Raw genomic sequence first — 26,085 nt, forward strand, 5'->3', positions numbered from 1 at the left:
CGCTCCTACGCCTCGATCTCGATTTTTGCCCGGTTGGCTTCCTCGCGCTTCCGCTTGATCACGTCATAGGTGACGGCGATCAAGATAATCGCGCCGGTCACGATATCCTGCCAGAATGTATCGACATGGGCGAGGATCAGACCGTTCTGCATCACACCGAGCAGCAGCACACCCAGGATCGTTCCCGGGATGGAACCGTAGCCGCCCATGATGTTGGCCCCGCCCAGGACGACGGCGGCGATAACGGTCAGCTCGAAGCCGTTGAACCCGTTCGGGTCCACCCCTTTGGTGTACGCGGTTTGCACGATCGCGGCAATGCCCGCCAGGCAGCCCATGTAAGCGTATACAAACAACTGTACGGACTGCAGGTGAATCCCCGCCCGCATTGCCGAAACCGGATTGCCGCCCATCGCCACGACCGAGCGGCCGATGACGGTGTGATTCAGCAGAAACCAGGTAAACAGCGCGACCGCAAAAAAGATGAGGATGAGAACCGATACCCCGAAAGGTTTCCATTGGGCGAAGCGGAGAAACGCTTCCGGCAAATCGCTGCTGTTCATGTACGCCCCGTTTGTGACGTACAGCGTGGCACCGGCCAGGATGCTTTTGGTGCCCAGCGTGGCCACGATCGGTGGAATCTTTGTCTTGGCGACGAGCAGCCCATTTACCAGGCCGAACAGCACTCCCGCGAGCGGCGCGGCGAGAAAAATGGCGGCCAGACTCCATCCGCTGTCGTGCAGCGAAACGGCCAATTTGCCGATGATGACGGTGATGGCGGCCGTCACTGCAGCGACGGAGACGTCAATCCCGCCGGTGATGATCACCAGCGTCATCCCAATTGCGAGGATGCCCAGCACGGCATTGCCCTTCAAGATGTCCAGGATGTTGTCCGCCGTCAAAAAGACGGGACTGGTGGCCGCCAGCGCCGCGGACAGCAGCAGCAGGATGACTCCGATTCCAAACTCGCTTGATTTCAGGATTTTGTTCATAATCCGACCGCCTCATTTCCTTTTGCCTTTGGTCGTCCGATCAAAGCCAGGTTCATGATTTTCTCCTGGGTCGCTTCCTTTATGGACAGTTCCCCGCTAATCGTCCCTTTTCGCATGACCAGCACGCGATCGCTGACGGCCAGCACTTCCGGCAAATCGGACGAGATGACAATCACCGCCAGCCCGTTGGCAGCCAGAGAGCGGATCAGTTTGTGAATTTCCGTCTTCGCCCCGATGTCGATCCCGTTGGTCGGTTCATCGACGATCAGGATGCGCGGGTTTGTCGACAGCCATTTGGCAATGACCACTTTTTGCTGGTTTCCGCCTGACATGTTGCCGGTGGCCATCTCCGGGATGGCGGGGCGAATGTCCAGCGAGCGGATGTATCCCTCGGCCAGTTTCGCCTCCTGATTTCCGTCGATCCACCCCAGGCGGTTTTTCAACTGCTTGAGGATCGGCAGGGAGACGTTGCGGACGATCGACTGCTGCAGGATCAGTCCTTCCCGCTGCCTGCTTTCCGGGACATAGGCGATGCCCAGTTTTACCGCCTCCGCTGTGGATGAAATGTTCACCACATTTCCGTTCAACCTGATCTCGCCCGCGTCCGGCCGCTGCAAGCCGAACAACGCATGCGCCAACTCCGTCCTGCCCGAACCGACCAGCCCGGTGATGCCGACCACTTCCCCTTTTCGCAGGGTAAACGAGACGTCCTTGAAATGGCCCCGCTTGGACAGCGAGACGACTTCCAGGACCGGCTCGCCCGGCTGCGTCTCCTGCCTCGACACCGCCTCCACTTTTCGTCCGACCATCAGTGCGATCAGCTTATCTTCGTTTAGCTCTTCCCTGGCGTACGTGCCGACGTACTTCCCGTCCCGCAGCACGGTGAACCGGTCCGACACCTTGAACAACTCCTCCATCTTGTGGCTGACAAACAGGATGGCGATGCCTTTTCGTTTCAAGTCGTCAATCACCTTGTACAGCAGCTCCACTTCGCCGGACGAGAGCGACGAGGTGGGCTCGTCCATGATGATCAGCTTGGCCTCGAAGGCAATCGCTCTGGCAATGGCGACGAGCTGCTGCTTTGCGATGCTCAGCGTGTCCAGGCGGGCGTCAGGATCGATGCCAAAACCCCATTCGTTCAGGATGCGGGCGGCCAGCTCCCTCTTTTCTTTCCGCTTGACCAGGCGAAATGGTCCTTTTCCGGCATCGCGGCCCATGCAGATGTTTTCCGCCACGCTCAGGTTGGGAAAGAGGCTCAAATCCTGATAAATGATGGAGATGCCCTGCAGGGTCGCGTCCAGCGGCTTTTTGATCTCCACTTCCTTGCCGTCAAAGAAAAAGCGGCTTCCGGGGTCGGGGTGATACACGCCTGCCAGGATTTTGATCAGCGTCGACTTGCCCGCCCCGTTCTCTCCGATCAAGGCGTGCACTTCACCTGCACGCACCGCCAACTGCACGTCGTCGAGCGCCTTCACCCCCGGAAACGTCTTGCTGATGTGTTTCATTTCCAACAAATACGGCTGCATCGTCCACACCTCCGTCAGTCATGTGCCGCGGCTGTCCCGTCCAAATATTCGCGCAGTCCGCGTTCGGCGATGAAGGACCGCACTTCCGCCAGTGTGGGGATGCCCACCTGGGCGCCGAAACGGGTTGCCTTCAGCGCACTGACAACGCTTGCAAAACGGGCTGCCTGAAACAAGTCTTTTCCGTCGGCCAGCGCACAGGCCAGCGCGCCGGAAAACGTGTCACCGACGACTGTGTCCACCGCCTGAACCGGAATCGCTTCGATGTACTCCGAGCGTTCCGGGGTGAAGACCAGGCAGCCCCGCTGCCCCATCTTGATGATCGACCGGGAAACGCCGAGCGACTGGAAGTACCGGGCCGCTTGTCGGGCGTCGTCGGGACCATCAATCTCAATGCCGGTCATGTACTTCGTCTCCTGCTCGTTCGGAATGACGATGTCAGCGTACTGCAGCGCCCGCATCGTGATGCCTTCCGCCGGCGCCGGGTCGAGAATCACCAGACTGCCGTTCTCCTTGGCCTTCTGCATCGCGTAGACGACCGCCCGCTCGCCCGTTTCCATCTGCGTCAGCAGGATGCGGCAGGACTGGAGCTCGGGGAGCACCTTGTCGACGTCCTCCGGTGCCAGGTCCGCATTGGCCCCGCGCACCACCAGCATGGTGTTTTCCGCGTAGGCGTCAATCGTGATCATCGCTGTCCCGGTCTTGGCCGCTGCGCTGCGCTTCACCCCCGACACGTCGACGCCGTTGGCCTTGAGCTCCGCCAGCAGCCGATCGCCAAACGAGTCCTGTCCGACCGATCCGACCAGCAGCACCTTTTTGCCCAGCCGGGCGATCGCGGTCGCGGCGTTGCCGCCCTTGCCGCCCGGGAGGATGTCTAACGTCTCGCCAAACAGCGTCTCCCCTCGGCGGGGGTACGTCTTGGTCCTGATTACCATATCCGTGTTCAAACTGCCAACCACGCAAATTTTCATGTCAAACGCTCCGTCCATTTTTTTACCGATTTCAATTCCTTCATCAGGGTTCCCCGTCCAAAGGTGTCGTGAAGCTCCTTGTACAGCCGGTAGAGCCGGTCGTACGTCTGACGCGCCTGATCATCCGGCCGGTAGACGACGGAGTGGCCGTCTTTCATCCGGCTGGCCGCTTCCATGATCGAATCGTAGCCGCCGGCGTTTGCCCCTGCAGCGACCGCGCCGAACATGGCGGCGCCCAGCGCGGAAGCATTGGGGCTCGAAACTGCTTCCACCTGCTTGCCTGTCACGTTGGCGAAAATTTGCATCAGCAGGCGGTTGTTGACGGACAAACCGCCGCAGGCGTACAGCTTGCGGATGGGGAGGCCCCCGTTTTCAAACGCTTCGATGATGGTGCGCGTGCCAAACGCCAGGCTTTCCATCAGGGCAAGGTAAATCTCTTCCGGCTTCGTCTCCAGCCGGATGCCGACGATCAGGCCGGACAGGGAGGCGTCGTTGAGCACGGAGCGATTACCGTTCAGCCAATCCAGCGCGATGAGCCCGCTCTCTCCCGGCTTGATCGCCCTCGCTTTTTCTTCCATGAGGGCGTACAGGGACATGCCCCGCTGTTCCGCTTCCTGGTGATAGGCAGCTGGCACGCCGTGACGGATAAACCAGGCCAACGTGTCGCCTCCGGCAGCCTGCCCAGCTTCGTATCCATACAGTCCGGGGAGAATCCCGTCTTCCACAACGCCGTTTATCCCCGGGATAAACAGTTCCTCTTCCGCCATCACCATGTGGCAGATGGACGTTCCCATCACCATCAGCATCTGACCGGGTTCGACGATCCCCGCCCCAGGCACGCTCGCATGGGCATCTATCGTGGCCACGGCGACAGCCACCTGTTCCGTCAGGCCCAGCCGACGGGCCATCTCTTCCGTCAGATGGCCGGCGTAGGTGCCGACCGGGCAGATCGGGGTGGCAATCTTGTCACGGACAAAATGCTCCATGTCCGGATGAAGGGCTTTCAAAAAATCAGACGGCGGGTAGCCGTTCCGTTTGTTCCAGGTTTCCTTGTACCCCGCCGCGCAGGAGTTGCGCTTCAATTCGCCCGTCAACTGCTGGACGATCCAGTCCCCCGCCTCCACGAAGCGGTCTGCCGCATGGTACACCTCGGGGGCTTCGCGCAGAATCTGCAGCACTTTGGGCAGGAGCCACTCAGACGAGAGGGAGCCGCCGTAATAGCGGAGAAACGCTTCTCCTCGCTCCCGTGCCAACGCGGTGATCTCGTTTGCTTCCGGTTCTGCGGCGTGGTGCTTCCACAGTTTCACCCAACTGTGCGGGTTGCCGCGAAATGCGGGATCGGCGCAGAGCGGTTCTCCGTCAGCGCGGATCGGCAGTATCGTGCAGGCGGTAAAGTCCACCCCTATGCCGATCACCTGCTCCGGTCTGGCCCCGGCCTCTTTCATGCAGGCTCGGATCGTATCCACCAGCGCATCCAGGTAATCCTGAGGGTCCTGCAGCGCCCATTCGCTGTCCAGCCGAACCGACGTACCCGGCAGCGTCTCCACGATTACGCCGTGGGCGTACGGTTTGGTTGCAATCGCTTTCACTTCTCCGTTTGCTGCATCCACTAGAACGGCGCGAGCCGATTCCGTTCCAAAATCAATTCCAAACACCAGCTTGTTCTGCATCTCGGCTCCTCCTGAATCGATTGATGCTTTGTTTGTCCCACATATTATCCGCATTTTTTTGCTTTTTCAATATTCCGAAACCAACAAAAGAGAAGCAATCCCACACGATTTTGCGGAATTGCTTCTCTTTTCCAGGCGAAAATGTTGGGTTGGAAAACAGAAAAGAACCCACCTTTTACGACTGGGCGAGTTGTATATTCAACCCCTCTACTTTGAAAGCGGACAACTGGTTGAGCGGCAATCCGTGATCCGTGATGATCTGGTCCACCTTGTCCAGGGAGAGCAGGTTGGTCAGCGACTTCTGCCCGAACTTCGTGTGGTCGGCCAGCAGGATCAAGCGGTCGGAGATTGAGATGAACTTCTGTTTGACCTGCGCTTCCATCTCGTTGTTCTCGTATATGCCGTGTTCCAGATGAATCCCGTGGCAGGAGAAGTAGAACTTATCCACGTGGTAACCTTCGATGGACTTTTCCGTCATCGTGCCGAAAAACGAGGTGGAGTCCTTGTTCAAATAGCCGCCGACGGTGATCACCTTTACCTTGTCCTGACGGAGAAACTCCAGGGTGACGGCGATGGAATTGGTGATTACGGTGATCTCCCGCTCGCCCAGAAGCCGGGCCAACTGAAAGGAGACGTCGCTGGAGTCGAGGGCGATGATGTCCCCGTCCTGGATGCCTTTGGCCGCTTCCCTGGCGATCTCCCGCTTCGCTTCCAGATGGGCGACTTCGCGCTGGATGAGCGGCGATACTTCTTTTTCCCGCTGGTTCAGCACTGCACCGCCGTGCGTGCGGTGAATCAATCCCTGTTTCTCCAATGCCTCCAGATCGCGGCGTATCGTCTCTTTCGTCACCTGAAACTGCTTGCTCAAGTTGGATACGTAGACGTGTCCCTTCTGTTCCAGCAGTTCGAGAATCTCCTGCTGCCTTTTTGAAACCAACATGACACGCAGTTCCTCCTTTTGTTTGTCTTGTCAACCGGTTGATTTGCAACATATTTCATACGATTTTAATTGCTTTTTCTTGTTATTTTACTCCCACAATTTTGGCATATCAACATCAGATCGTTTCTTCCGCTTCCCATAACGGACAGGAATGCTTTTGTTTTTTTACAAGAACAAACACCTCCCGCCTTGCCCCGGGGCTTGGAAACGGATACCGCGGGCATGCGGAAGGTATCGGTTATTACGGATATTGATGGTCGTACCTTTACCATGACCGTACATGACCGGGACGCGACGATTGGCCTCGTCGGCTTCCGGCAATGGGCATCACGACGACCGGCCAACGGCGGCTATCCCAGCATTTTATCGATGCACAACTGGCGGTGGTTGCGAAGATCGACAAACTCTCCCTGCCGGCGAACCAACGGACGCATCGGCTCATCCCGGTGAATCAGGATCACTTGCACCTCTTCGCCGTTGTTGAGCCGCGCCTTGGCTCCCACGTAAAGCTGGGCGATGTAGTGGACGAACGGGGAGACGATTTCAATGTTGAGCAGACCGTCGCACGCCTCCTTCCACAGCATGCGGGCCGCTTCAAACGGGGACGTCCGCTGCTTGTAGACGCGGTCGGAGCAGATTGCGTCAAACATGTCGGCAACTGCCACCACCTGACACTCCAGCGGGATCTGCTCATCCTTCCGCCCGTCCGGATAGCCGGAGCCGTCCAGCCGCTCGTGGTGCAGCAGGGCACAAATCGCGAGTGTTTCGTGAGCGTCCTCCATCTGCTTGAGAATCTCGTACCCGTACACGGTGTGCCGCTTCATCTCGGCAAATTCCTCGTCCGTCAGCTTGCCGGGTTTGAGCAGGATTTCCCGCGGCACGCGCGTTTTGCCGATATCGTGCAGAAAACCGGCCGCTCCCATCAACGAGATACGCTCCTCGTCCCATTTCAACAAGCGGGCGATCAGCGTACAGAGAATCCCAACGTTGAGGGAGTGGCGGTACGTGTAGCTGTCCGCACCTTCCAGCACGTACAGGGATCGAAACAGCCCGAGCCGCTCCCCCACCTGATCCGCCAGCGTTTGAAACGCCTGGCAGAACTCGTGCAGGCTCGGCATCTGTCCAATGTCCACGCGCTCAAACAGCCGCCTCGTCTGCTCCATCGCTTCCAGGTAGCAGACCACAATCTCCCGGTCCCCACCCTTGTCCAGCAGCTGGGCGGAGATCTTTTCGCCATTCCCCTCAGACAGGTCTTCTGCGATGCTGACGCGCGTGATGCGCTGTTTGCGCAGCGAATTCACGTGAGCGGCTGTCAGTACGGTTCGCCGAGGCAACAGCAGCACACCGGCATCCGAATAGAGATCCTCGGCCAGCACTTTGCCGACCAGTTCAGGATTTACAGAAGCCATTGGCATAGCATCAAACCTTTCCTAGCATTCATATTTTTTCTAAATTATAGAAAACAACCACTTTTTCTGACAACCTTTTTTCGACAATAGTCGCATGACAAAAGTCACAATCACATTGGCATGCTGCAGCATAGGATAAATGGCGGACCTGTGGAGGTTGAGTCAAGGAGGTAACCAGGCCATGACCTCGCTGTATATCACGCCCAAGGCGTGGAAGCAGATCGAACTTTCAGTCAGAAATAATCCCTCCCTGGAAACGGGAGGGATATTGATGGGATACGCGTTAAACGATAAAGAGTGGCTGATTACCTATGCCAGCGATCCCGGTCCCAAAGCCGTTCGTCATCCCAACGCCATCCTGTTTGACGACGACCACCTGCGCAGGCTGGTGCGCAAGTTGAGCCGACGGCAGCGCTGGCAGTACATCGGAGATTGGCACAGCCACACCATCAAAAGGCTGACGCCCAGCAAGGGAGACCGCCGTACGATTTGGACGAAGGCAAATCAGTCCCTCTACATGTCTTCATCGCCGATCATGCTGATTGTCGGACTGAACAGACAAGACAAGCTGCAGGCGCGCGCTTTTATTCTGGAAAACTCCCTGCGCGAAGTGGAGAAGATTGAGCTTGCCACTCGGCGATCGCTTCGACAGCGCGACGGAAAATCTCCATAGCCTTGGTCGACTCCCCGGCTGGCTGGTTTGCCGCGACGACGGCAATGGCGTACCGGGGGGTGTCGACCGGCGTGTAGCCGACAAACCAGAGGTGGTTGCTGCCGTCGCCAGCCCCCGTCTGCGCGGTGCCGCTTTTGCCCGCCACCGGCCACGGCGCCTGCAGCAGCAGCCGGCCCGTTCCTTCGGTTACGACGAGGCGCAGCAGGCGCCTCATTTTTTTGGCTGTCACATAGTCAATCCCCGACTCCGGCAGCCGGTGCTCCGGAAAGCGGTAAAACGTCTGACCGTTTCGATACGCGATCTCACTCACCAACCGCACCTGGCCGGGCTGCCCGCCCCGCAGGATGGTCACCATCAGATTGGCGGCCTGCAGCGGCGTAATCCGCACATCCCGCTGGCCGATCGCTGTCTGGATCAATACACCTTCATCCTGGCGGGATACCGACTCGGCGAACACCCGTCCCTGCTCCTCGCCGTCCATCTGCCGAAAACCGTCCAGTTTGAACAGGTGCGGCGTGACGTGGCCCACCGGAGAAGACAAGCCCAGACGGCGGGCGTAGTCTTCCAGTTTGTCCCCGCCGATCCGTTTGGCAATTTCGGCAAAGGTGATGTTGCAGGACTGGGCAAACGCCTCCTCCATTGTCAGCGCGCCATGACCGTCCCGCTTCCAGCAGGAAAAGCCGTATTTGCCATAACTGCCGCGGCAGACAAACCGCTCGGTGGGGGAAACCAGCCCCTCCGCCAGGGCAGCCGTGGCCACAACCGTCTTGAATACGGAACCGGGAGTGTACTGCTTGACAGCGCGGTTTCGCCACGCCCCCTGCTGCACGTCCACCTTCGTCTGGTCGTACTGCGGCCGGCTGACCATCGCCAGGACGTCTGCGTGTTCGGCATCCAGCACGACGATCGCCCCTTCTTGCATACCGGCGCTGTCCGCCGACCGCTCCAAGCGGCGCTGCAGGTCGGCGTCCAGCGTGGTGACCAGCGACAGCGGGTAGTACTCGTTTTCCTGCCGCGTGTAGCGGATGTCCAGACCCTTGAGCGGCTTTCCCTCGCCGTCCACATAGTAGGAGAGCACGGATGGCTCCACGCCCTGCAAAAACCGGTCAAAGCTGCGTTCCAGGCCGGACGCGCCGACCGTGCTGTCTGCGTTCATTTTCCCTTCCGCCCACTCGTCCGGATAGAGCTTGCGGACCAGATCGGGATTGCGGTGGATGTAGCCGATCACGTGCTTGGCCACCTCGTCCGTCCGATAGCGCTCCGTCACCTTCAGGGCGAGGACGCCGGGAATCCCCAGCGCGTTTACCTGATCCGCCTGCCGCTCGCTCAATGGGACCAGCCTGCCGTCTGTCTGCCTCAGCATGATCGGAGCTTTCGCTTTGGTCATCACGTCTGTCAGCATCGTTTCCGGCACTTGCACGATCTCCGCCAGCCGCTTCCAAACGCCGTTGTCCTGCAGGCTGCTCCTCGCCAAAGGGAACAAAAGCAGGGCGAGTTGTTCCTCTCCGGTAAAGGGGTAGCCGTTTCGGTCGAGGATGTCGCCCCGGCCGCTGTTCAACACGATACTCTGCTGCCGCTGCTTGACCGCATTTTTCACCAAATCGATGCCGTGTTTGGAGAAGCGGTGCGATGCCCACAGTTGTATCCACCAGAGGCGGACCAACAGCCCGGCCCACACCAGCGTCATGAACAACAGCACGAGAAAGTGGCGCCGTTTCACCCGTCGTTCCAGGTCCATGCGCAATCCCCCCGCCTTTTTTTTCCAGTATTGCCGGAGAAGGTGGCGGGAAAACCTGATGGGACCCTTCGTTTTCACAGCTCAGGCATGAAAAAAGCGCGCCGCTAGTTAGCGGTGCGCTCGCGTATCGGTTCAGATATTCACGTGCGGTGATGTCCCTGACTGAGCCGGTCACGCTGCCTGCGGCTTCGATCGGCCCGGCAAGGCAGCGATCTTTTTCCCGGCCTGGCTGACGTCGCTTACGCGTTGGAGAGCTGCTGTTTCTCCAGCAGGATGTTGCGGATCTTGGTCGACAGGAGATCGAGCGCAACCCGGTTGTAGCCGCCTTCCGGGATGATCACGTCGGCGTACCGCTTGGTCGGCTCGATAAACTGCAGGTGCATCGGCCGTACGACGTTGAGGTACTGGTTGACCACCGATTCAAGCGAACGGCCGCGCTCTTCGATGTCGCGCATGATCCGCCGGACGATGCGCACGTCCGCGTCAGTGTCGACAAACACCTTGATGTCCATCAGGTCGCGGATGCGGGGATCTTCCAGGATCAGCATGCCTTCCAGAATAATCACGTCTTTCGGCTCCACCAGCACTGTTTCCTTTTTCCGATTGTGCACCTTGAAATCGTAAATCGGCTTTTGGATCGGTCGGCGCTGCATCAGCTCCTGCAGGTGAAACAGCAGCAGATCGTTGTCAAACGCAAACGGGTGGTCGTAATTGGTCATCGCACGCTCTTCCAGACTGAGGTGGCTCTGGTCCTTGTAGTACGAATCCTGCTCAATCATGGCGACGCTGTCGTTTTGAAACTGGCGAAACAGTTCCCGCGCCACGGTAGTTTTGCCGGAGCCGCTGCCCCCGGCGACCCCAATCAATACGGGGTGACCCATGCTCCATGTCTCCTTCCTCTTGCTACTCCCTGGCCTTACAGCCGGGGACCGTTCTCAGTTGTGTAATCGGCTGTCCGCTTCAGGCTGACCGCCAGGCCGTCGCCCACCGGAACAAACGTCGTTTCCAATTGCGGATGCTGCGCCAGGCAGGTGTTGAACTGCCGCAGCTTGTCCACCAGCGGCCGCTGTCGTTTTCCCGCTTCTTCCGGCGCCGCCACCAGCCCGCGAAACAGGACGTTGTCAGACAGCACCAGCCCTCCTTCGCGCAACAGCGGCAGGTAGAGATCGAGAAACGTGCGGTACTGTCCCTTGGCGGCGTCGATAAACAGACAGTCAAATTGGTACGTGTCCGGCAGACCGAGCGTGGCGTCTCTATTGAGAATCTCGATCCGCTCTGACAACCCGGCTTCGGCGATGTTGGCACGCGCCCGCTCCAGACGCTGTTCGTCGATGTCCATCGTGACGATACGGGCTTCCGGTGCCGCCTCCGCCATCCAGATGGTGGAATAGCCGATGGCGGTCCCCACTTCCAGAATCGACTGCGGCCGGTGAAGCTGGAGCAACATCCGGATCGTCTGCGCTGTCGGCAGTTGGACGATGGGAATGCCCTCTTCCGCCGCTTCCCGCTCCAATCGCGCCAGCAGCGGGGAACGCGGCGGGATCAGCCCCGTCACATAAGCATCAATCGCCGGATTGGTAATCATCACATCACGCTCCCTAACCTAACAACCGGATCATTATAGCATACCCGCGGGCAAAAAACAGAGGAAACCGCGTCAGTTCCCTCTGCTTTTCGCATCGTTGGCCTGGTGCTCGGCCAGCGTGCGGGAAAAGTAATGCTCGGACGAACCGTCCTTTTTGGTCACGTAAAAGAAATAATCGTGTTGGGCCGGATGGACGACGGCTTCCAGCGACGCCCGGCCGGGGTTGGCGATCGGCCCGGGCGGCAGTCCCGGATGCTTGTACGTGTTGTACGGACTGTTTACCTTTAGATCGTCATACGTCAGCCGGTCGCGCTGCTTGCCGAGAACAAACTGGACGGTGGCGTCGGCCTGCAACAGCCACCCTTCACGCAGCCGGTTGTAGTAGACGCCGGCCACGATCGGCCGCTCCTTGTCCACCACGACTTCCCGCTCCACGATGGACGCCAGGCGGACTGCCTCATCCATGGTCATGTTCCTCTGCTTCAACGTTTCCGTCCACTCCGGTTGCCATTCCTTTTGGAACTGGGCGAGCATCTTGGCGATGATCTCGTGCGCGCTGGCCCCCTTTTTCACTTCGTACGTCTCGGGGAACAGGTAACCCTCCAGGCGGTATTTTCGCCCTTCCGTTTTCGGAATGGCCGCGACAAACGGAAACTCCGGAAAGCTTCCCTGCTCCACTTCCCGCAAAAATTCCGCCTTGTCAACAAGTCCTTTTTGGGCCAGATGATCGGCGATCTGCTCCACGTTCCAGCCCTCCGGCACGGTAAAGCGAACGGAGTTCACCACGATCTTGCCCTGCGCCATGGCTAGCAGGATCTCATCGACGGTGGCACCCGTCTGAAACTGGTAGGTCCCGGCCTGCAGGCGGGAGCCGATCCCCTGGTATTTGGCATAGTAGGCAAACAGGTCGGCGTTGCGGATCAGCCCCTGCTCCTCCAGCAGACGGCCGATCTCCCGCACCGACGAACCGGACGGAATGGTTACCGTTTTAACTGTGCGCTCGCCATTTGGCGGCTGCAGCCCTTGATACACGTAAAATGCCGCTCCTCCCGCCGCGATCAGCAGACAGAACAGCGCGACCCCCAACCGAAACAGGCGGCCGCGCCTGCGCCGCTTGGGCGGCGGCCATTCGGCGCTGCGATCTTGTTTCAGTGACAGATGATTCACGACAGAGTCCTCCTTTTTTCGCGGTGCCTCGCTGCCAATCCATTGATTTCGACACGCGGCACCTGGGACCCCAAAGAGGGCTCGTCCCTGCATCTTTTCCATTATACCCAAGGCATGTCCTGCTGTCATCAGCACGTGATCCATGCAGTTTTTGGGCACATCATGCAGGCGACAGGCAGGCGGAGCGCAACGCCACGGGCAAAAAAACGAGAGGGCTGCATCGCCCTCCCGTTATTGCTCTTACAGCTCTTCTTTTTCCAGGTCGGCAATCAGGGTCTCGAACGTCGCCTCCACCTGTTCCCACTCCGCATCGTCCTCGATTGGCTGGAGCATGTCAGTGCCGTCGTAGCGCAGGAAGTGAACCTCGTACTCCTCTTCATCTTCCTGGTCGACGGGAACCAGCACGAGATACGTGCGGTCTTCGATGTCAAAAATGTACATGATGCGGAAATCACGCGGGTTGTCATCGCCTTCTTCGGTCAGTGCGATCACATCCCCGACTTCAAACTCATCAAACAGTTCTTCGCTCATATCTCGGTCACCTCGATTTTGCGTCCAAGTAACCCTGCAGGATTAATGTGGCCGCCATTTTGTCTATCACGTTTTTGCGTTTTTGCCGGCTGACATCGGCAGTAATCAACATTCGCTCCGCGGCCATGGTGGTCAGCCGTTCGTCCCAAAGACGTACAGGCAGCCCCGTCCGTTCCTCGAGCCAACGGGCAAACGCCTGGCAGCTTTCCCCGCGCGCTCCGATGGTGCCGTTCATATTTTTGGGCAGGCCCACGACAATTTCGCCGACCTGATAATATTGTATCCATTCTTTCAAGCGGGCGAGATCCTTCTCCTTTGACTGGCGCCTGATCGTCTCCACCCCTTGGGCGGTCCAGCCCAGCTCATCGCTGACGGCCACGCCGATGGTTTTCTCGCCCACATCCAATCCCAGAATTCGTGCCATTGCCTGCACACACCTACTTGCGTTCTTCCGACAAGTAGACGGTTACCAGCTCTTCAATAATTCTGTCCCTCTCAATTTTGCCGATCAGGCTGCGCGCATTGTTGTGGCGGGGAATGAATGCCGGATCACCGGAAAGCAGGTAGCCGACAATCTGCGTAATCGGGTTGTACCCCTTCTCTTGCAGGGCCTTGTAGACTTCTGTCAGCGTCTCCCGCACTTCCACCGTATTATTTTCCTTGGGCACCGTGAACTTCATGGTTTTATCCATCGAACTCACGATCAACACCTCGATTCCTCTGAGACTCTTCCGCATTCGCTCTTCACATGTGTATTCGCCTCAAAACGGCCGATTCCTTGTCGATCGAACACTTTTCTTGTCAGGCAATACGTGGCGAGGAAAGACGGCGGCGTTACTTCGCCACCGCCTGTCCTTTCACCAGATCGTAGACCAATTCCAGCGCCTCTTGCAGCTTGGCAGGGTCCTTGCCGCCCGCCTGGGCCATGTCAGGACGGCCTCCGCCGCCTCCGCCGCAGCGGGTGGCCACTTCCTTGATCAGTTTGCCTGCATGGAAGCCCTTGTCCATCAGGTCTTTGGTCACGCCGGCCACCAGGTTGACCTTCTCGCCGTCCACCGCACCAAGGACGATGACAGCCGATCCCAGTTTGTTTTTCAGCTCGTCTACCATGCCGCGCAGGTTATCCATATCGGTCGCGGAGACGCGGGCAGCCAGCACCTTGACGCCTTCCACCTCTTTCAGCTTGTCGGTCAGCGACGCTGCTTCGATGTTGCCCAGTTTGGCGCGCAGCGATTCGTTTTCGCGCTGCACGTCCTTCAACTGCTGCTGGAGCGCCTCGATGCGGGCCGGTGTCTCTGCCAGGACCGGTGCCTTGAGTGCGTTGGCCACCTCTTTCAGCGTGCTCAGCTGCTGGTTGAGGTAGTGGTAGGCGCCGCGTCCCGTCACTGCTTCGATCCGGCGCGTGCCCGCCCCGATGCCGCTCTCGCTGACGATCTTGAACAGGCCGATTTCCGCCGTGTTGGACACGTGGCAGCCGCCGCACAGCTCCAGACTGTAGTCACCCACCTTGACCACGCGGACGATCTCGCCGTACTTTTCACCGAACAGCGCCATCGCTCCCATCGCCTTCGCTTCGTCAAGGGACTTGTGGAAGATGTCTACGTTCAGGTTGGCCCACACTTTTTCGTTGACGATCGCTTCGATCCGCTCCAGTTCTTCCGGAGTCACCGCACTGATATGGGTGAAGTCAAACCGCAGGCGATCCGGCGCCACCAGCGAACCGGCCTGGTTGACATGCGTGCCCAGCACGTCTTTGAGCGCCTGGTGCAGCAGGTGTGTGGCCGTGTGGTTTTTGGTAATGTCGAGTCGGGCATTCCGGTTCACTTCGGCGCGGACTTCTTCGCCGACGCGCAGTGTGCCTGCCTCCACAACGACGGTATGCACGTGTTGGCCCATCGGCCCTTTTTGCACGTCGGTGACGCGCGCCTTGACGGAGTCGGAAATGATGAGGCCCTCGTCGTTGATTTGACCGCCGCTTTCCGCGTAAAACGGGGTACGGCTCAAGACGACCTGGACAGTCTGTCCTTCTTCCGCCTCGTCAGCCAGCTGGTTGTTGGCGATGATCGCCTCCACCTTGCCATTCGCTACCAATTCAGTATACCCAACAAATTCGCTCGTAACCGTCAAATCGGCAAGCGGGCCGCCCTGTGTCTGCATGCTGTCCACGTCCTGGCGGGCGGCACGGGCACGCTCGCGCTGTTCCTCCATCGCCCGCTCGAATCCTTCGCGGTCCACCGTCAGCCCTTGTTCGCCGGCAAAGTCTTCGGTCAGGTCAACCGGGAACCCGTAGGTGTCGTACATTTTGAAGACGTCCTGGCCGGACAGTTGGCTCTTGCCTTCCGCCTTTGCCGTTTTCACCATTTCGGCCAGAATGGCGAGGCCGTCGTTCAACGTTTCGTGGAAGCGTTCCTCTTCGGCGCGGATCACTTTTTCGATGAAGGCGCGCTTCTCCACCACTTCCGGATAGAAATCGCCCATCATCCTGCCGACCGTTTCCGTCAGGCGATAGAGGAACGGCTGCTCCACGCCCAGCTTTTTGCCCATCCGCACTGCACGGCGCAGCAGGCGGCGAATGACGTAGCCGCGCCCTTCATTGGAAGGCAGCGCGCCGTCGCTGATGGCAAAGACGACGGTGCGGGCGTGGTCGGCGATCACCTTCAGCGCCACGTCCAGGTCCGGGTCCTGCTTGTAGGCGACGCCGGAGATGGCACTGGTCGCCTCGATCAGCGGGAACAGCAGGTCTGTTTCAAAGTTGTTGTCCACGTCCTGGATGATGGACGCCATCCGCTCCAGCCCCATGCCGGTGTCAATGTTCTTTTTCGGCAGCGGCGTGTAGCTGCCGTCCGGGTTGTGGTTATACTGCGAGAAGACCAGGTTCCACACTTCCAGGAAGCGCTCGTTTTCGCCGCCCGGGTACAGTTCCGGGTCGTTGGGATCGTTGCCAAACCGCTCCCCGCGATCGTAAAAAATCTCGGAGTTGGGACCGCAGGGGCCTTCGCCGATGTCCCAGAAGTTGGCTTCCAGGCGAATGATCCGCTCTTCGGGAATGCCCACTTTTTTGTGCCAGATGTCAAACGCCTCGTCGTCCTCGGGGTGAATCGTAACCCACAGACGCTCCGGTTCAAATCCGATCCACTGCGGGCTGGTGAGGAATTCCCATGCCCAGGTGATCGACTCTTCTTTGAAATAGTCGCCGATGGAGAAGTTCCCCAGCATTTCAAAGAACGTGTGGTGACGAGCCGTGCGTCCCACGTTTTCGATGTCGTTGGTGCGGATCGATTTTTGCGAGTTGACAATTCGGGGGTTGTCCGGCACGACTCGGCCGTCAAAGTACTTTTTCAGCGGTGCCATCCCGCAGTTGATCCACAGAAGCGACGGGTCGTCGTGCGGAATCAGCGGCGCGCTCGGCTCCACGTGGTGTCCCTTGCTTTTGAAGAAATCGAGATACATTTGGCGGATTTGGCTGCCAGTCAGTTTCTTCATCGAAAATCCTCCCAAAAAATGAGTGTGAAACGCGTACATGATCGGAAAAAGGGTCGCTCCCTCCCGGACGAAGCGACGGACCTGCGCGAAAAAAAAGTCCCCATCCCCTCAGGGACGAGAACTTGTCTCGCGGTACCACCCTGCTTACAGGCAGCCTGATCAGACGAATCTGCCTGTCGCTCGCTTGCGGACAGATAACGGTGTCGAACCGCCGGTTTTTGCCCGGTCTTGGGAGTAGCCTTCCGCTGCACTTCTTCTGGCCGCTCTCCCAGCCTGTGGAGCGTCCTCTCTGGAGAAGGGCTGCAGCGTACTCATTCCTTCATCGATCCATCTCTTTTTCATTATTCGTATTATAAAATTGTTTGCCGAAACCTGTCAACTTTCGTGCAGCATCAGGGCAATCCGGCTGATCACCACTTTACATACTGCCAGCACCGGAACAGCGACGATCAGACCGATGATGCCGCCCACCGCCTCTCCGGCCAGCAGGGCCATGATGATCAGGAGCGGATGCAGATGAAGCGAGCGGCCGACGATGTTGGGCGAGAGGATGTTGCCCTCCAAGATCTGAATGACAATGTTGACGGCCAGCACCATGAGCGCCATTTTCATGGAGATCGTCAGCGCGACGATCAGGGCGGGAGCAGCGCCGATGATCGGGCCGATGTAGGGAATGACGTTGGTCAGGCTGACAAACGTGGCCAGCACGAATGGATACGGCATGCCGATCAGCCAGTAACCGACGCATGCGCAGGCGCCCACGATCAGGGCCACGGTCATTTGGCCGTGTATGTAATTGCCGAGCGACTCGTTGACGTCGCGCAGAACGGCCAGCACCTGCTTGCGGTATTTCGCCGGGATGATGGACATGCCTGTGCGGTGCAGGTCTTTCATGTCCTTGAGCAGGTAAAAGGCGATAAACGGAACCACTGCGTAGGCGAGCAGCTTGCCCAGCGTATTGCGCGCATTGTCGACCAAAAGTGTGATCGAATGGGACATCCGTTCCTGGGACTGGATAATGACCCGGTCCACCCCCAGCGAGATGCTGTCCGGCAAAAAGTACTTGTACGCTTCCCACTCCCGCATCCACGTGTGGTACCACTCCGTCAGGCGCGGCAGATCGTCGGACAGCTCCGCGAGCTGGCGGGCAAAGATGGGAATGGCATTGACAATCCCGATGGTGATGATCAGCACGAACCCCGCGTAGATCAGCAGCACGGCCACCATGCGCGGCACTCGCCTGTTTTCCAGCGCCTGCACGATCGGATGCAGCACGTAGGCGATCAGCAGGCCGACGAGAAAGGGCATCACAATCTCCGACAGCAAGTGAAACGTTTTGGCGACCACAGGGCGCAGCAGCCAGAGCAGATTGCCGATGACCAGCAGCACAATCGCCCAGACGGCCGCGGCAAACAGGCGGCTGCGGCGAAGTTCCTCCACCCTGCCCCCTCCTCCCTCTGATTCGTATCTGTTAGCGTGTGCAAGTCGCGGAATTTCATGTACGGTATTGACATGCGTGCGGCACCGGTGTACGATGATACTACAAACGGATATATTCTCCAAAGGGGAGTAGCTTGTCACAGCAAAGTCGTCATTACGGGAGCAATCCCCGGCTTTGTTGGCAACGTAATGTTGTAAGCAAGACCTTTGCCGAGTGATGGGTAAGGGTCTTTTCTGTTCATACGACCTTTACCCGTTGAGGTAAAGGTCGTTTTGTTTTCCTCCCCTTGACGCAGACTACATAGCGCATGTCTGTTCGAAGGAGGACGCCGGCCTTTACGAGAAATGTCCGCATTAAAGGAGGTTGTAGAGACAAATGGACGTGTTGTTTACCCCCGCATTCTGGTCTGGACTGTTAGCGATCATCGTAATTGATCTGGTACTGGCGGGCGACAACGCAATCGTAATCGGGATGGCCGCACGCAACCTGCCGTCCCATCAGCAAAAGAAGGCGATCATCTGGGGAACGATCGGGGCGATTGTGATTCGAGCCACCGCTACGCTGGCGGTTGTCTGGCTGCTGAAAATCCCGGGGCTGCTGTTCGTCGGCGGATTAATGCTGATCTGGATCGCCCTGAAACTGCTGGTGCAGGACGATGGGCACGAGACGGTGAAAGCGGGAACGAGCCTGGTCTCGGCCATCTGGACGATCATCGTCGCAGACGCCGTGATGGGTCTGGACAACGTGATCGCAGTCGCAGGGGCCGCACACGGCAGCTTTCTGCTCGTCGTGGTCGGTCTCTTGATCAGCGTGCCGGTCATGGTGTGGGGCAGCACCCTGGTGTTGAAGCTGATGGAGCGCTTCCCTGCCGTCATCTACATCGGGGCAGCCATCTTGGCCTACACCGCGGGCAGCATGATCACGAGCGAGAAACTGCTGGCCGGTTTCTTTACCGCTCACGTGATCCTGAAATGGATCTTCATCGTGGCCGTGGTCGTCGGCGTACTGCTGATTGGCCGCATCAGGAATCAACAGCAAAAGCGCATGGCGGAACAATCGTAACCGCAAAAAAGCAGCCCGAACGGCAGTGGACCGTTCGGGCTGTCTTCATGGACTTTTCCGCTTGCCATGTGACACCGGCTAACGGGCGACGGCGCGAAGCAGCGAGCGGCTCATGTTGATCACGTTCATCATGTTGCGCAGCGAAACGGGCATGCGGTTGACCCGAATCCCAAACCGCCGTTTGCGCCGCCGCGGTGAGACCATAAACCCGACCGCCGCGATCAGACCGCTGGCGGCAATCACGCCAATCAGATTGCGTCCGGACATGCCGATGACACCTCCTCGGGTAATGGGCCGTCTGTTCACATGTTCAACTGGGCGGAAACATTCTGGTCGTCGATAAACAGGTCGTTGAGCGAATGCAGCGAGCCATCCTCTTCCACCTGGTAGACGGAAGCAATCTGGTCGCCGTCGACGCTCATCTCGATGAAGCAGTTCCAACAGTAATACTGCGTGGTTCCAATCTTGCCGATGTCTTTGGAACCGCAGTTCGGGCATATGACACGCATCACACGCAATTCCTCCCTTTCACGCCTGGCTGCGAACCCAGTCCGGCACGATCAGGTTTTCTTCCCCGACGATGACGGAAGGTGGCGCGGACAGGCGTTTGCGCCCTTCGGTAATGTCCGCAAGCCAACCGTTCGATAGTTCGTACCCTACAAGTTTCTCCCAATCCGCAGAGAAGTAAACATCTTCCAGTATGCCCAAGCGTTCCCCGGAAGCGGTGATGACCGTTTTCCCCTTCAGCTTTGTTCTGCCCGTCAGGATGCCGGTGAGCGGCAGGTCGGCGAGACGGTCAAGGGAGGTGATGGCGTCTTTGCCCGTCACGGTAAGGCAGGATTCCCCTACCGCGTGGATGCGTTCGGAAGGAATGCAGGTGCCAGGGTGGAACCAGCCCTGTTCGCTTAGCAAGACCCCCCTTACACGCCAGGCGGAGTCACAGAGAATGTCACGGACCGTGCCGATCTCTTCCCCCGTTTCCAGGCAGACGATCGGCAAGCCGATTACATCCAATGCCTTGCGCATGTCGGGACATCCCCCTTCCGCTTTCTTTAGTATCAAGCGGTGCGGGACGATCCATGCGGAACAACTTGTTCCAAGGCTCACCCTTGCTTCAATCGCTCTTCCAAATAGCTGTAGCGCACGCCCTCTTCGTCGGTCTCTACCGCGAGGCGAAACGCATCCGGCTCCCCGCACATGATCAAAAACGACTTGCTGCGGGTAATTCCCGTATACACCAGCTTGCGCCGCAGCATGCGGTGGTAGCTGCGGACAAACGGCATGACCACGATGGGAAACTCGCTGCCCTGCGACTTGTGCACGGAGCAGCAGTAGGCCAGTGTGAGCTGGTGATACTCCGAACGCTTGTACACCACTTCCCGGCCGTCAAAGGAAACGACCATCATCTCGGTGTTCTCTGCGTTTTCATTCGGGTAAAAAATGGCGACAATTTCTCCCATGTCGCCGTTGAACACCTGTTCCTCGGCGTTGTTGACCAACTGCAGCACCTTGTCCCCGGTGCGGAAGACGGTGTCGCCAAACGTCACCTCCCGCTTCTGTTCAGTCTTGGGATTGAACAGTTGCTGCAGCTCTTCGTTCAGCCGGTTTACTCCGGCATTTCCCTTGTACATGGGAGCGAGGACTTGTACATCTTTGGCCGTATACCCTTTCTTTACGGCTCCGGCGCAGATTTGTTTCACCGCTTCCACCACATCTTGTGGCGAACTTGTGAAAAATCGACGGTCAGGCGTCGTGGCCAACAAATCGGACGGGACCAATCCCTTGCGGACATCGTGAGCCAGCCGGATGATCGAGGACTCCTGCGCCTGCCGGTAAATCTCGCTGAGCTGTACGCGCGGCAACAGACCCGAGCGGATCATGTCCTGCAGCACGTTGCCGGGGCCGACCGACGGCAGCTGATCCGGGTCGCCCACCATAATCACCTGCATCTCGTCCGGCACGGCGCGAAACAGCTGATTGGCCAGCCAGACGTCCACCATCGACATCTCGTCGACGATCAACAGCCGTCCCCGGATCGGATGCTCCGCGTCGTGCTGAAAGCTGTCCCCTTTCCAACCGAGGAGGCGGTGAATGGTCATCGCTGGCAGACCGGTTGTCTCCGACATGCGTTTGGCTGCCCGACCGGTGGGAGCGACCAGCAGGATGGGGAAGGGATTTTCTTCGTCGTAGGTCTTCAGGTCTAGCGAAATGCCGTGCAGTTGGGCAAACACGCGACAGATCCCGCGAATCACCGTCGTTTTCCCCGTGCCGGGACCGCCGGTCAAGAGCATCAGTCCGGATTTGATCGCCTGCTCGATCGCATCCCGCTGCGTTTGGGCGTACGTGATGCCCAGCTCTTCTTCCACTGCGCCCAGCGCCCGGTAAAACTCCGAAGCGGGAAAGGCGCCGAACTCGTCCCGTTCGGCAAAGTAGCGCAGCCGCTTGGCCAGCCCAATTTCCGCAAAAAACAGCGAAGGCAGATAGACCCGGTCTTCGTCCCAGACCACTTTGCTCTCGACAAAAAGCGATTCCACGGCAAGCGCAATCTCCTCCGGCTGAAAGCGGTGTCCCCCGCACTCGTCCAACAGGCGCAGCGTTTTTTCACACAGCTCGTCCGCCGGCAGAAACACGTGTCCTTCGGAGTAGCAGGCTTCCTGCAAAACGTACAGGGCTGCCGCCTTGACCCTTTCCTCCGAGGAAGCGGCAATTCCCGTAGCCCGGGCGATTTCGTCCGCCCGCTTGAACCCGATGCCCGCGACATCCTCGATCAGCCGATACGGCTGTTCCGTCAGGACAGTCATCGTCTCCAGCTTGTACGTCTGATAAATCCGCAGCGCCAACTGGACGCCGATGCCAAACTCGTAGAGAAACACCATCGCTCTCTCCAGGGAGCGGTGTTCCATCACCGACTCGTAGATCTGCTTGGCGCGCGTCTCCGAGATACCCGGCACCTCCACGAGCCGCTCCGGCTGCTCGGCGATGATTGTGAGCGCCTCTACGCCCAGATGCTGCACGATGCGTTTCGCCATCGTCTTGCCGATGCCTTGAAACAGTCCGCTGGCCAGATAGCGCTCCACTCCTGCCCGGGTCTTGGGCGTTTCCCGTTCATACCTGTTGACTGCGTACTGCTGCCCAAACTTTGGATGCGTCTTCCACTCACCGTAAAACGTGTACAGCTCCTCCGGATGCGGCCGGGGGAAGTTCCCGACGACCACGACCTCGGCATCCTTCACCGGTTCTGTAGTCTCCTCCACTGTTAGACGAATGACACCGTACCACGTTTCTTCATTGTAAAAAATTTCTTGCGCGACATAGCCGCGTATGTAAGGTTCGGCAAACAAGGAAAGTGTCTGCTGTGACACCGCACACGCCTCCCGGATGGGAAAATCCCGCGGGATTCCCCCGAAACTCTTGTTCGATTATAAAATCGTTCTGCCAGCTCTGACAACCGCGCCGACGGCAAACGGGCCGTCCTTCACGTCGATTGGCAAGAAAAAAACCAGCAGCGTTCTCGTGCGCTTGCTGGTTGTTGTGACTTCTGTGAATCGGTCCGGCCCAGGATCATCGGCCGCAACCGTCTGCAGCTGTCAGAAAAGATTACCGCGCCACCCGTTTGACGATGTCCGCCGTCGTTTGCGCCGCCTGCTCCACCTCTTCCACCGTGTTGGTGATGCCAAAGCTGAAGCGAACAGCCGAACGCATGACCGTATCGTCCAGGCACATCGCCTGCAGAACGTGGGACAGTTCCAGCGAACCCGACGTGCAGGCGGAGCCGCTGGCGGCGGCAATGCCGGCCAGATCCAGGTTCATCAGCATCGTCTCGGTATGGACGCCCGGAAAGCTGACGTTGAGGATGTGCGGCAAATGCCGTTCGGGGTGACCGTTTACGTGATACGCGATGCCCGCCTCCCGCCAGACGGCAAGCATCGCTTCGCGCATCTGCCGGTACTTGGCGACGCGCTCCTCCATCTCCCTGGCCGCGATCTCCGCCGCCTCTGCAAAGCCGACGATGCCGGCCAGGTTTTCCGTGCCGCCCCGCCGATTCCGCTCCTGTTTACCTCCGTGCAGATGCGGCTGAATCGGCACCTTCCGTCCCAGGTACAGGGCCCCTACGCCTTTCGGGCCGTTGATCTTGTGGGCGGAGACGGAGAGCATGTCCACCGGCAGTTCGCTGACGTTGAGGGGCATCACGCCGAATGCCTGCACCGCGTCGGTGTGAAACACGATGTTCCGTTCGCGGAGAAACCGGCCAATCTCCTCGATCGGCTGGATCGTCCCCACTTCGTTGTTGCCGTACATGATCGAGACCAGCACGGTATCCGGTCGGACCGCCTGTTTGAGTTCCTCCAGGCTGACCATGCCCGTCTCGTCCACAGGCAGGTACGTCACTTCAAATCCCAACTGCTCCAGGTGCGCGCAAGCATGCAGGACGGCGTGGTGCTCCACGCTGGACGTAATGACGTGCCGCCCTCGATCCTGCTGGGCCATCGCTCCCCCGATGATCGCCATGTTGTCCGCCTCCGTCCCGCCGCTGGTAAAGACGATCGTCTGCGGTTCGGCACCGAGAATGTGAGCGATCCGGTCACGCGCACGTTCCAGGCCCATGCGCGCCTCCCGGCCAAAGCCGTGCAGACTGGAGGGATTGCCGTATACGTTCGTCAGATAGGGGTGCATCGCTTCCGCCACGCGCGGATGGACAGGGGTCGTGGCGGCGTGGTCCAGATAGATCATCTCGCGCTCTCCTTTTTTGCTTCGTACGCTGTTGCGTCAAATGTAGAACATGTAGCCGTCCGTCTGTCCTTCATCCTTGTAGCTGATCAAATCCTGCAGCGTCGTGGAATCGAGGACGGCAGATATGCTGTCGCGGATGCGCAGCCACAGATAGCGCTTGGCCGGGTCTTCCTCCTCGGTGAACTCCACCGGGCTGATCGGCCCTTCCAACACGCGGATAATGTCGCCGGCGGAGATTTCATCCGGCTTTTTTGCCAGGACATACCCGCCGTATGCGCCGCGGATGCTTTTCACCAGTCCGGCATTGCGGAGCGGCGCGATCAACTGCTCCAGGTAATGTTCGGACAAATCGTGCCGCTGGGCAATGCTCCGCAGCGAAATCGGGCCTTCGCCAAAGCGGTTGGCCAATTCCATCATAATGGTCAGGCCGTAACGTCCTTTCGTCGAAATTTTCACGGTACCAACTCTCCTTTTTTCCTCTCGCTCCCTGCCCACCTCCTGCATGACCATTGACCTACATGAGACAGGCGGTTGGGGACACACTACGTTGCAGGGGGTGAATGCACATGGCCACCAATCAAAAAGCGGTAGACGGAAAAAACCATCCCTCTGCGGCGCTGTACGACCATCCAGCCGGCACGATCGCCCACAAGGCGCGATTCGGAGCCAGCGAGCAGAGCAAACAGCCGAACGAAAACGGCGATCTTCCCAACAAACCGGGCGGAACCGCCCGCACATGATCGCTCGTTCCCCCGCCACCCGGGGGAACGTTTACGGTCTGGGCGTCTGTAAGCGCTCTGCCTGTCTGCGGCGAATTTCCTGCTCGTAGCCGATCGGCTTCGGCTGATAAAACGTGTAGTCGGTCCCGTCCGGCAAATACTGCTGCGGGACGTATCCGCCGGGATAGTCGTGCGGATAGAGATACCCTTTGCCGTGGCCAAGCCGGGACGCACCCTTGTAGGCGGCGTCGCGCAGGTGGAGCGGCACCGGTTTGTGCCCGTCTCTCCTGATCGCGGCCAGCGCCTGGTTGATCCCGTTGTAGGCGGCGTTGCTCTTGGGCGCCGTCGCCAGGTACGTGGTCGCCTGGGCCAGGGGAATCCGTCCCTCCGGCATGCCGATCAACTCCACCGCCTGGAAGCAGGAAACAGCGACAGTGATCGCCTGCGGGTCGGCGTTGCCGATGTCTTCCGAGGCGGAGATCACCAGCCGGCGGGCGATAAACCGGGGGTCTTCGCCCGCGTCGATCATCCGCGCCAGCCAGTACAGGGCGGCGTCCGGATCGGAGCCGCGAATCGACTTGATAAACGCGGATATGGTGTCGTAGTGGTTGTCGCCGCTTTTGTCGTAGCGAACAGCGCGCCGCTGGATGGACTCCACCGCTACTTCCAGCGTGACGCGAATCACGCCGAGTTCATCCGGAGGCGTCGTCTTCACGGCCAGTTCCAGTGCGTTCAGCAGTCTGCGCGCATCTCCTTCGGCGTACCGGATCAGATGATCAGCAGCCTCGGGCGTGACCGTGACGTTCAATTCTCCCAGGCCCCGTTCGCGGTCGGTAACGGCTCGCTCCAAAACCTGCCGCAGTTCTTCCTCGTTCAGCGGATGGAGCGAAAATATCTGCGAACGGGAGAGCAGGGCGGCGTTTACTTCAAAAAACGGATTTTCCGTTGTCGCCCCAATCAGGATAATGGTCCCATCCTCCACACAAGGGAGCAGGGCATCCTGCTGCGCCTTGTTGAAGCGGTGTATCTCGTCGATAAACAGCGTCGTGCGCTGACCGTTCATAACCAGACGGTCTTTGGCCTCGTCCACGATGCGGCGGATGTCGGCGACTCCTGCCGTCACCGCGTTTAGTTCGGCGAAATGGGATTTGGTCGTGTTGGCGATGATTTTCGCCAATGTCGTCTTCCCCGCCCCGGGCGGACCGTAAAAGATGAGCGAAGAGACCTGGTCGGCCTCGATCGCTCGCCTGAGCAGCTTGCCAGGTGCCAAAATATGTGATTGTCCGAGCACCTCATCCACGGTCCGCGGCCTCATCCGCGCCGCCAGCGGCTGGAGTTTGCCCGAATCGTGCTGTTCGTATGCGAATGAAAAAAGATCCATTACTACATACCCTTTCATGTTAATGGGGTTGTCTCAATATCATAGCATAATGGAAACAAACGTGCATTGGCA

The 26,085-nt window shown here is 58.9% G+C and carries 24 protein-coding genes and 1 pseudogene; 3 read left to right on the top strand and 22 right to left on the bottom strand.

Annotation, left to right across the window (positions count from 1 at the left end; translation table 11 throughout):
- Window positions 1-5 precede the first annotated feature (5 nt).
- The 6 genes from Q7F15_RS13400 to Q7F15_RS13425 all read right to left on the bottom strand — a co-directional run bounded on the left by Q7F15_RS13400 (window position 6) and on the right by Q7F15_RS13425 (window position 7,508).
- Complete coding sequence (locus tag Q7F15_RS13400) at window positions 6-989, bottom strand: ABC transporter permease (protein ID WP_212132427.1); 984 nt, start codon at window positions 987-989, stop codon at window positions 6-8.
- On the bottom strand, window positions 986-2,515 hold the full coding sequence (locus Q7F15_RS13405) for a sugar ABC transporter ATP-binding protein (RefSeq protein ID WP_171565401.1): 1,530 nt from the start codon (window positions 2,513-2,515) through the stop codon (window positions 986-988). Before Q7F15_RS13405 ends, Q7F15_RS13400 begins: the two co-directional genes overlap by 4 nt.
- Before the next feature lie 14 nt (window positions 2,516-2,529).
- A complete protein-coding gene (gene rbsK / locus Q7F15_RS13410) occupies window positions 2,530-3,483 on the bottom strand; it encodes a ribokinase (RefSeq protein WP_171565402.1) in 954 nt (317 codons plus the stop codon).
- Window positions 3,480-5,153, bottom strand: coding sequence for a ribulokinase (locus Q7F15_RS13415; protein WP_212132429.1), 1,674 nt, complete (start codon window positions 5,151-5,153; stop codon window positions 3,480-3,482). Before Q7F15_RS13415 ends, rbsK begins: the two co-directional genes overlap by 4 nt.
- Before the next feature lie 175 nt (window positions 5,154-5,328).
- Window positions 5,329-6,093, bottom strand: coding sequence for a DeoR/GlpR family DNA-binding transcription regulator (locus Q7F15_RS13420; protein WP_304414460.1), 765 nt, complete (start codon window positions 6,091-6,093; stop codon window positions 5,329-5,331).
- A gap of 350 nt (window positions 6,094-6,443) precedes the next feature.
- Window positions 6,444-7,508 (bottom strand): HD-GYP domain-containing protein, encoded by a 1,065-nt coding sequence (locus Q7F15_RS13425; protein WP_230076736.1) that lies wholly within the window; start codon window positions 7,506-7,508, stop codon window positions 6,444-6,446.
- 175 nt (window positions 7,509-7,683) lie between these two features.
- On the opposite strand from Q7F15_RS13425, the gene Q7F15_RS13430 reads away from it, so the two are divergent.
- Window positions 7,684-8,175, top strand: a complete 492-nt coding sequence (locus Q7F15_RS13430) for a Mov34/MPN/PAD-1 family protein (protein ID WP_212132432.1) — start codon at window positions 7,684-7,686, stop codon at window positions 8,173-8,175.
- On the opposite strand, the gene Q7F15_RS13435 is transcribed toward Q7F15_RS13430, so the two are convergent.
- The 9 genes and pseudogenes from Q7F15_RS13435 to Q7F15_RS13475 all read right to left on the bottom strand — a co-directional run bounded on the left by Q7F15_RS13435 (window position 8,087) and on the right by Q7F15_RS13475 (window position 18,119).
- A complete protein-coding gene (locus Q7F15_RS13435) occupies window positions 8,087-9,913 on the bottom strand; it encodes a peptidoglycan D,D-transpeptidase FtsI family protein (protein ID WP_304414461.1) in 1,827 nt (608 codons plus the stop codon). The two genes, Q7F15_RS13430 and Q7F15_RS13435, sit on opposite strands and share 89 nt — an antisense overlap.
- Window positions 9,914-10,152: 239 nt before the next feature.
- Window positions 10,153-10,800: pseudogene (gene udk, locus Q7F15_RS13440) on the bottom strand (uridine kinase); the annotation flags it as partial.
- A 29-nt stretch (window positions 10,801-10,829) separates the two neighbouring features.
- Entirely contained in the window at window positions 10,830-11,498 is a 669-nt protein-coding gene (locus tag Q7F15_RS13445; RefSeq protein ID WP_230076734.1) for an O-methyltransferase, read from the bottom strand.
- 72 nt (window positions 11,499-11,570) lie between these two features.
- On the bottom strand, window positions 11,571-12,665 hold the full coding sequence (mltG, locus tag Q7F15_RS13450) for an endolytic transglycosylase MltG (RefSeq protein ID WP_230076733.1): 1,095 nt from the start codon (window positions 12,663-12,665) through the stop codon (window positions 11,571-11,573).
- Between the two features lie 240 nt (window positions 12,666-12,905).
- The gene (locus tag Q7F15_RS13455) at window positions 12,906-13,196 is read right to left on the bottom strand and encodes a DUF1292 domain-containing protein (protein WP_171565410.1); all 291 of its coding nucleotides are present in this window, start codon (window positions 13,194-13,196) and stop codon (window positions 12,906-12,908) included.
- A 7-nt stretch (window positions 13,197-13,203) separates the two neighbouring features.
- Window positions 13,204-13,620, bottom strand: a complete 417-nt coding sequence (ruvX, locus tag Q7F15_RS13460; RefSeq protein ID WP_171565411.1) for a Holliday junction resolvase RuvX — start codon at window positions 13,618-13,620, stop codon at window positions 13,204-13,206.
- A gap of 13 nt (window positions 13,621-13,633) precedes the next feature.
- Window positions 13,634-13,897 (bottom strand): IreB family regulatory phosphoprotein, encoded by a 264-nt coding sequence (locus tag Q7F15_RS13465; protein WP_171565412.1) that lies wholly within the window; start codon window positions 13,895-13,897, stop codon window positions 13,634-13,636.
- A gap of 133 nt (window positions 13,898-14,030) precedes the next feature.
- Window positions 14,031-16,679 (bottom strand): alanine--tRNA ligase, encoded by a 2,649-nt coding sequence (gene alaS, locus Q7F15_RS13470; protein ID WP_171565413.1) that lies wholly within the window; start codon window positions 16,677-16,679, stop codon window positions 14,031-14,033.
- Window positions 16,680-17,054: 375 nt separating this feature from the next.
- Entirely contained in the window at window positions 17,055-18,119 is a 1,065-nt protein-coding gene (locus Q7F15_RS13475; RefSeq protein ID WP_171565414.1) for an AI-2E family transporter, read from the bottom strand.
- Window positions 18,120-18,495: 376 nt separating this feature from the next.
- Here Q7F15_RS13475 and Q7F15_RS13480 point away from each other — a divergent pair, with 376 nt between their 5' ends.
- On the top strand, window positions 18,496-19,182 hold the full coding sequence (locus Q7F15_RS13480) for a TerC family protein (protein WP_171565415.1): 687 nt from the start codon (window positions 18,496-18,498) through the stop codon (window positions 19,180-19,182).
- 78 nt (window positions 19,183-19,260) lie between these two features.
- Here Q7F15_RS13480 and Q7F15_RS13485 read toward each other — a convergent pair whose 3' ends face one another.
- The 6 genes from Q7F15_RS13485 to cymR form a co-directional block, all read right to left on the bottom strand.
- A complete protein-coding gene (locus Q7F15_RS13485; RefSeq protein ID WP_171565416.1) occupies window positions 19,261-19,449 on the bottom strand; it encodes a hypothetical protein in 189 nt (62 codons plus the stop codon).
- 35 nt (window positions 19,450-19,484) lie between these two features.
- Window positions 19,485-19,691 (bottom strand): YrzR-like zinc ribbon domain, encoded by a 207-nt coding sequence (locus tag Q7F15_RS13490; protein WP_171565516.1) that lies wholly within the window; start codon window positions 19,689-19,691, stop codon window positions 19,485-19,487.
- 19 nt (window positions 19,692-19,710) lie between these two features.
- Entirely contained in the window at window positions 19,711-20,208 is a 498-nt protein-coding gene (locus tag Q7F15_RS13495; RefSeq protein WP_171565417.1) for a PRC-barrel domain-containing protein, read from the bottom strand.
- A gap of 77 nt (window positions 20,209-20,285) precedes the next feature.
- Window positions 20,286-22,544, bottom strand: coding sequence for an SF1B family DNA helicase RecD2 (gene recD2, locus Q7F15_RS13500; protein ID WP_171565418.1), 2,259 nt, complete (start codon window positions 22,542-22,544; stop codon window positions 20,286-20,288).
- A gap of 235 nt (window positions 22,545-22,779) precedes the next feature.
- Window positions 22,780-23,913, bottom strand: a complete 1,134-nt coding sequence (locus Q7F15_RS13505; RefSeq protein WP_304414462.1) for a cysteine desulfurase family protein — start codon at window positions 23,911-23,913, stop codon at window positions 22,780-22,782.
- A 36-nt stretch (window positions 23,914-23,949) separates the two neighbouring features.
- Window positions 23,950-24,369, bottom strand: coding sequence for a cysteine metabolism transcriptional regulator CymR (gene cymR, locus Q7F15_RS13510; RefSeq protein WP_171565420.1), 420 nt, complete (start codon window positions 24,367-24,369; stop codon window positions 23,950-23,952).
- Window positions 24,370-24,479: 110 nt separating this feature from the next.
- Here cymR and Q7F15_RS13515 point away from each other — a divergent pair, with 110 nt between their 5' ends.
- A complete protein-coding gene (locus Q7F15_RS13515; protein WP_171565421.1) occupies window positions 24,480-24,653 on the top strand; it encodes a hypothetical protein in 174 nt (57 codons plus the stop codon).
- Window positions 24,654-24,684: 31 nt separating this feature from the next.
- Here the strand turns inward: Q7F15_RS13515 and Q7F15_RS13520 are convergent, their stop codons facing one another.
- Complete coding sequence (locus Q7F15_RS13520) at window positions 24,685-26,013, bottom strand: AAA family ATPase (RefSeq protein WP_171565422.1); 1,329 nt, start codon at window positions 26,011-26,013, stop codon at window positions 24,685-24,687.
- Window positions 26,014-26,085 lie beyond the last annotated feature (72 nt).

The organism is Brevibacillus aydinogluensis (assembly GCF_961514395.1).
GTDB classification, from domain to species: Bacteria; Bacillota; Bacilli; order Brevibacillales; family Brevibacillaceae; genus Brevibacillus; species Brevibacillus aydinogluensis.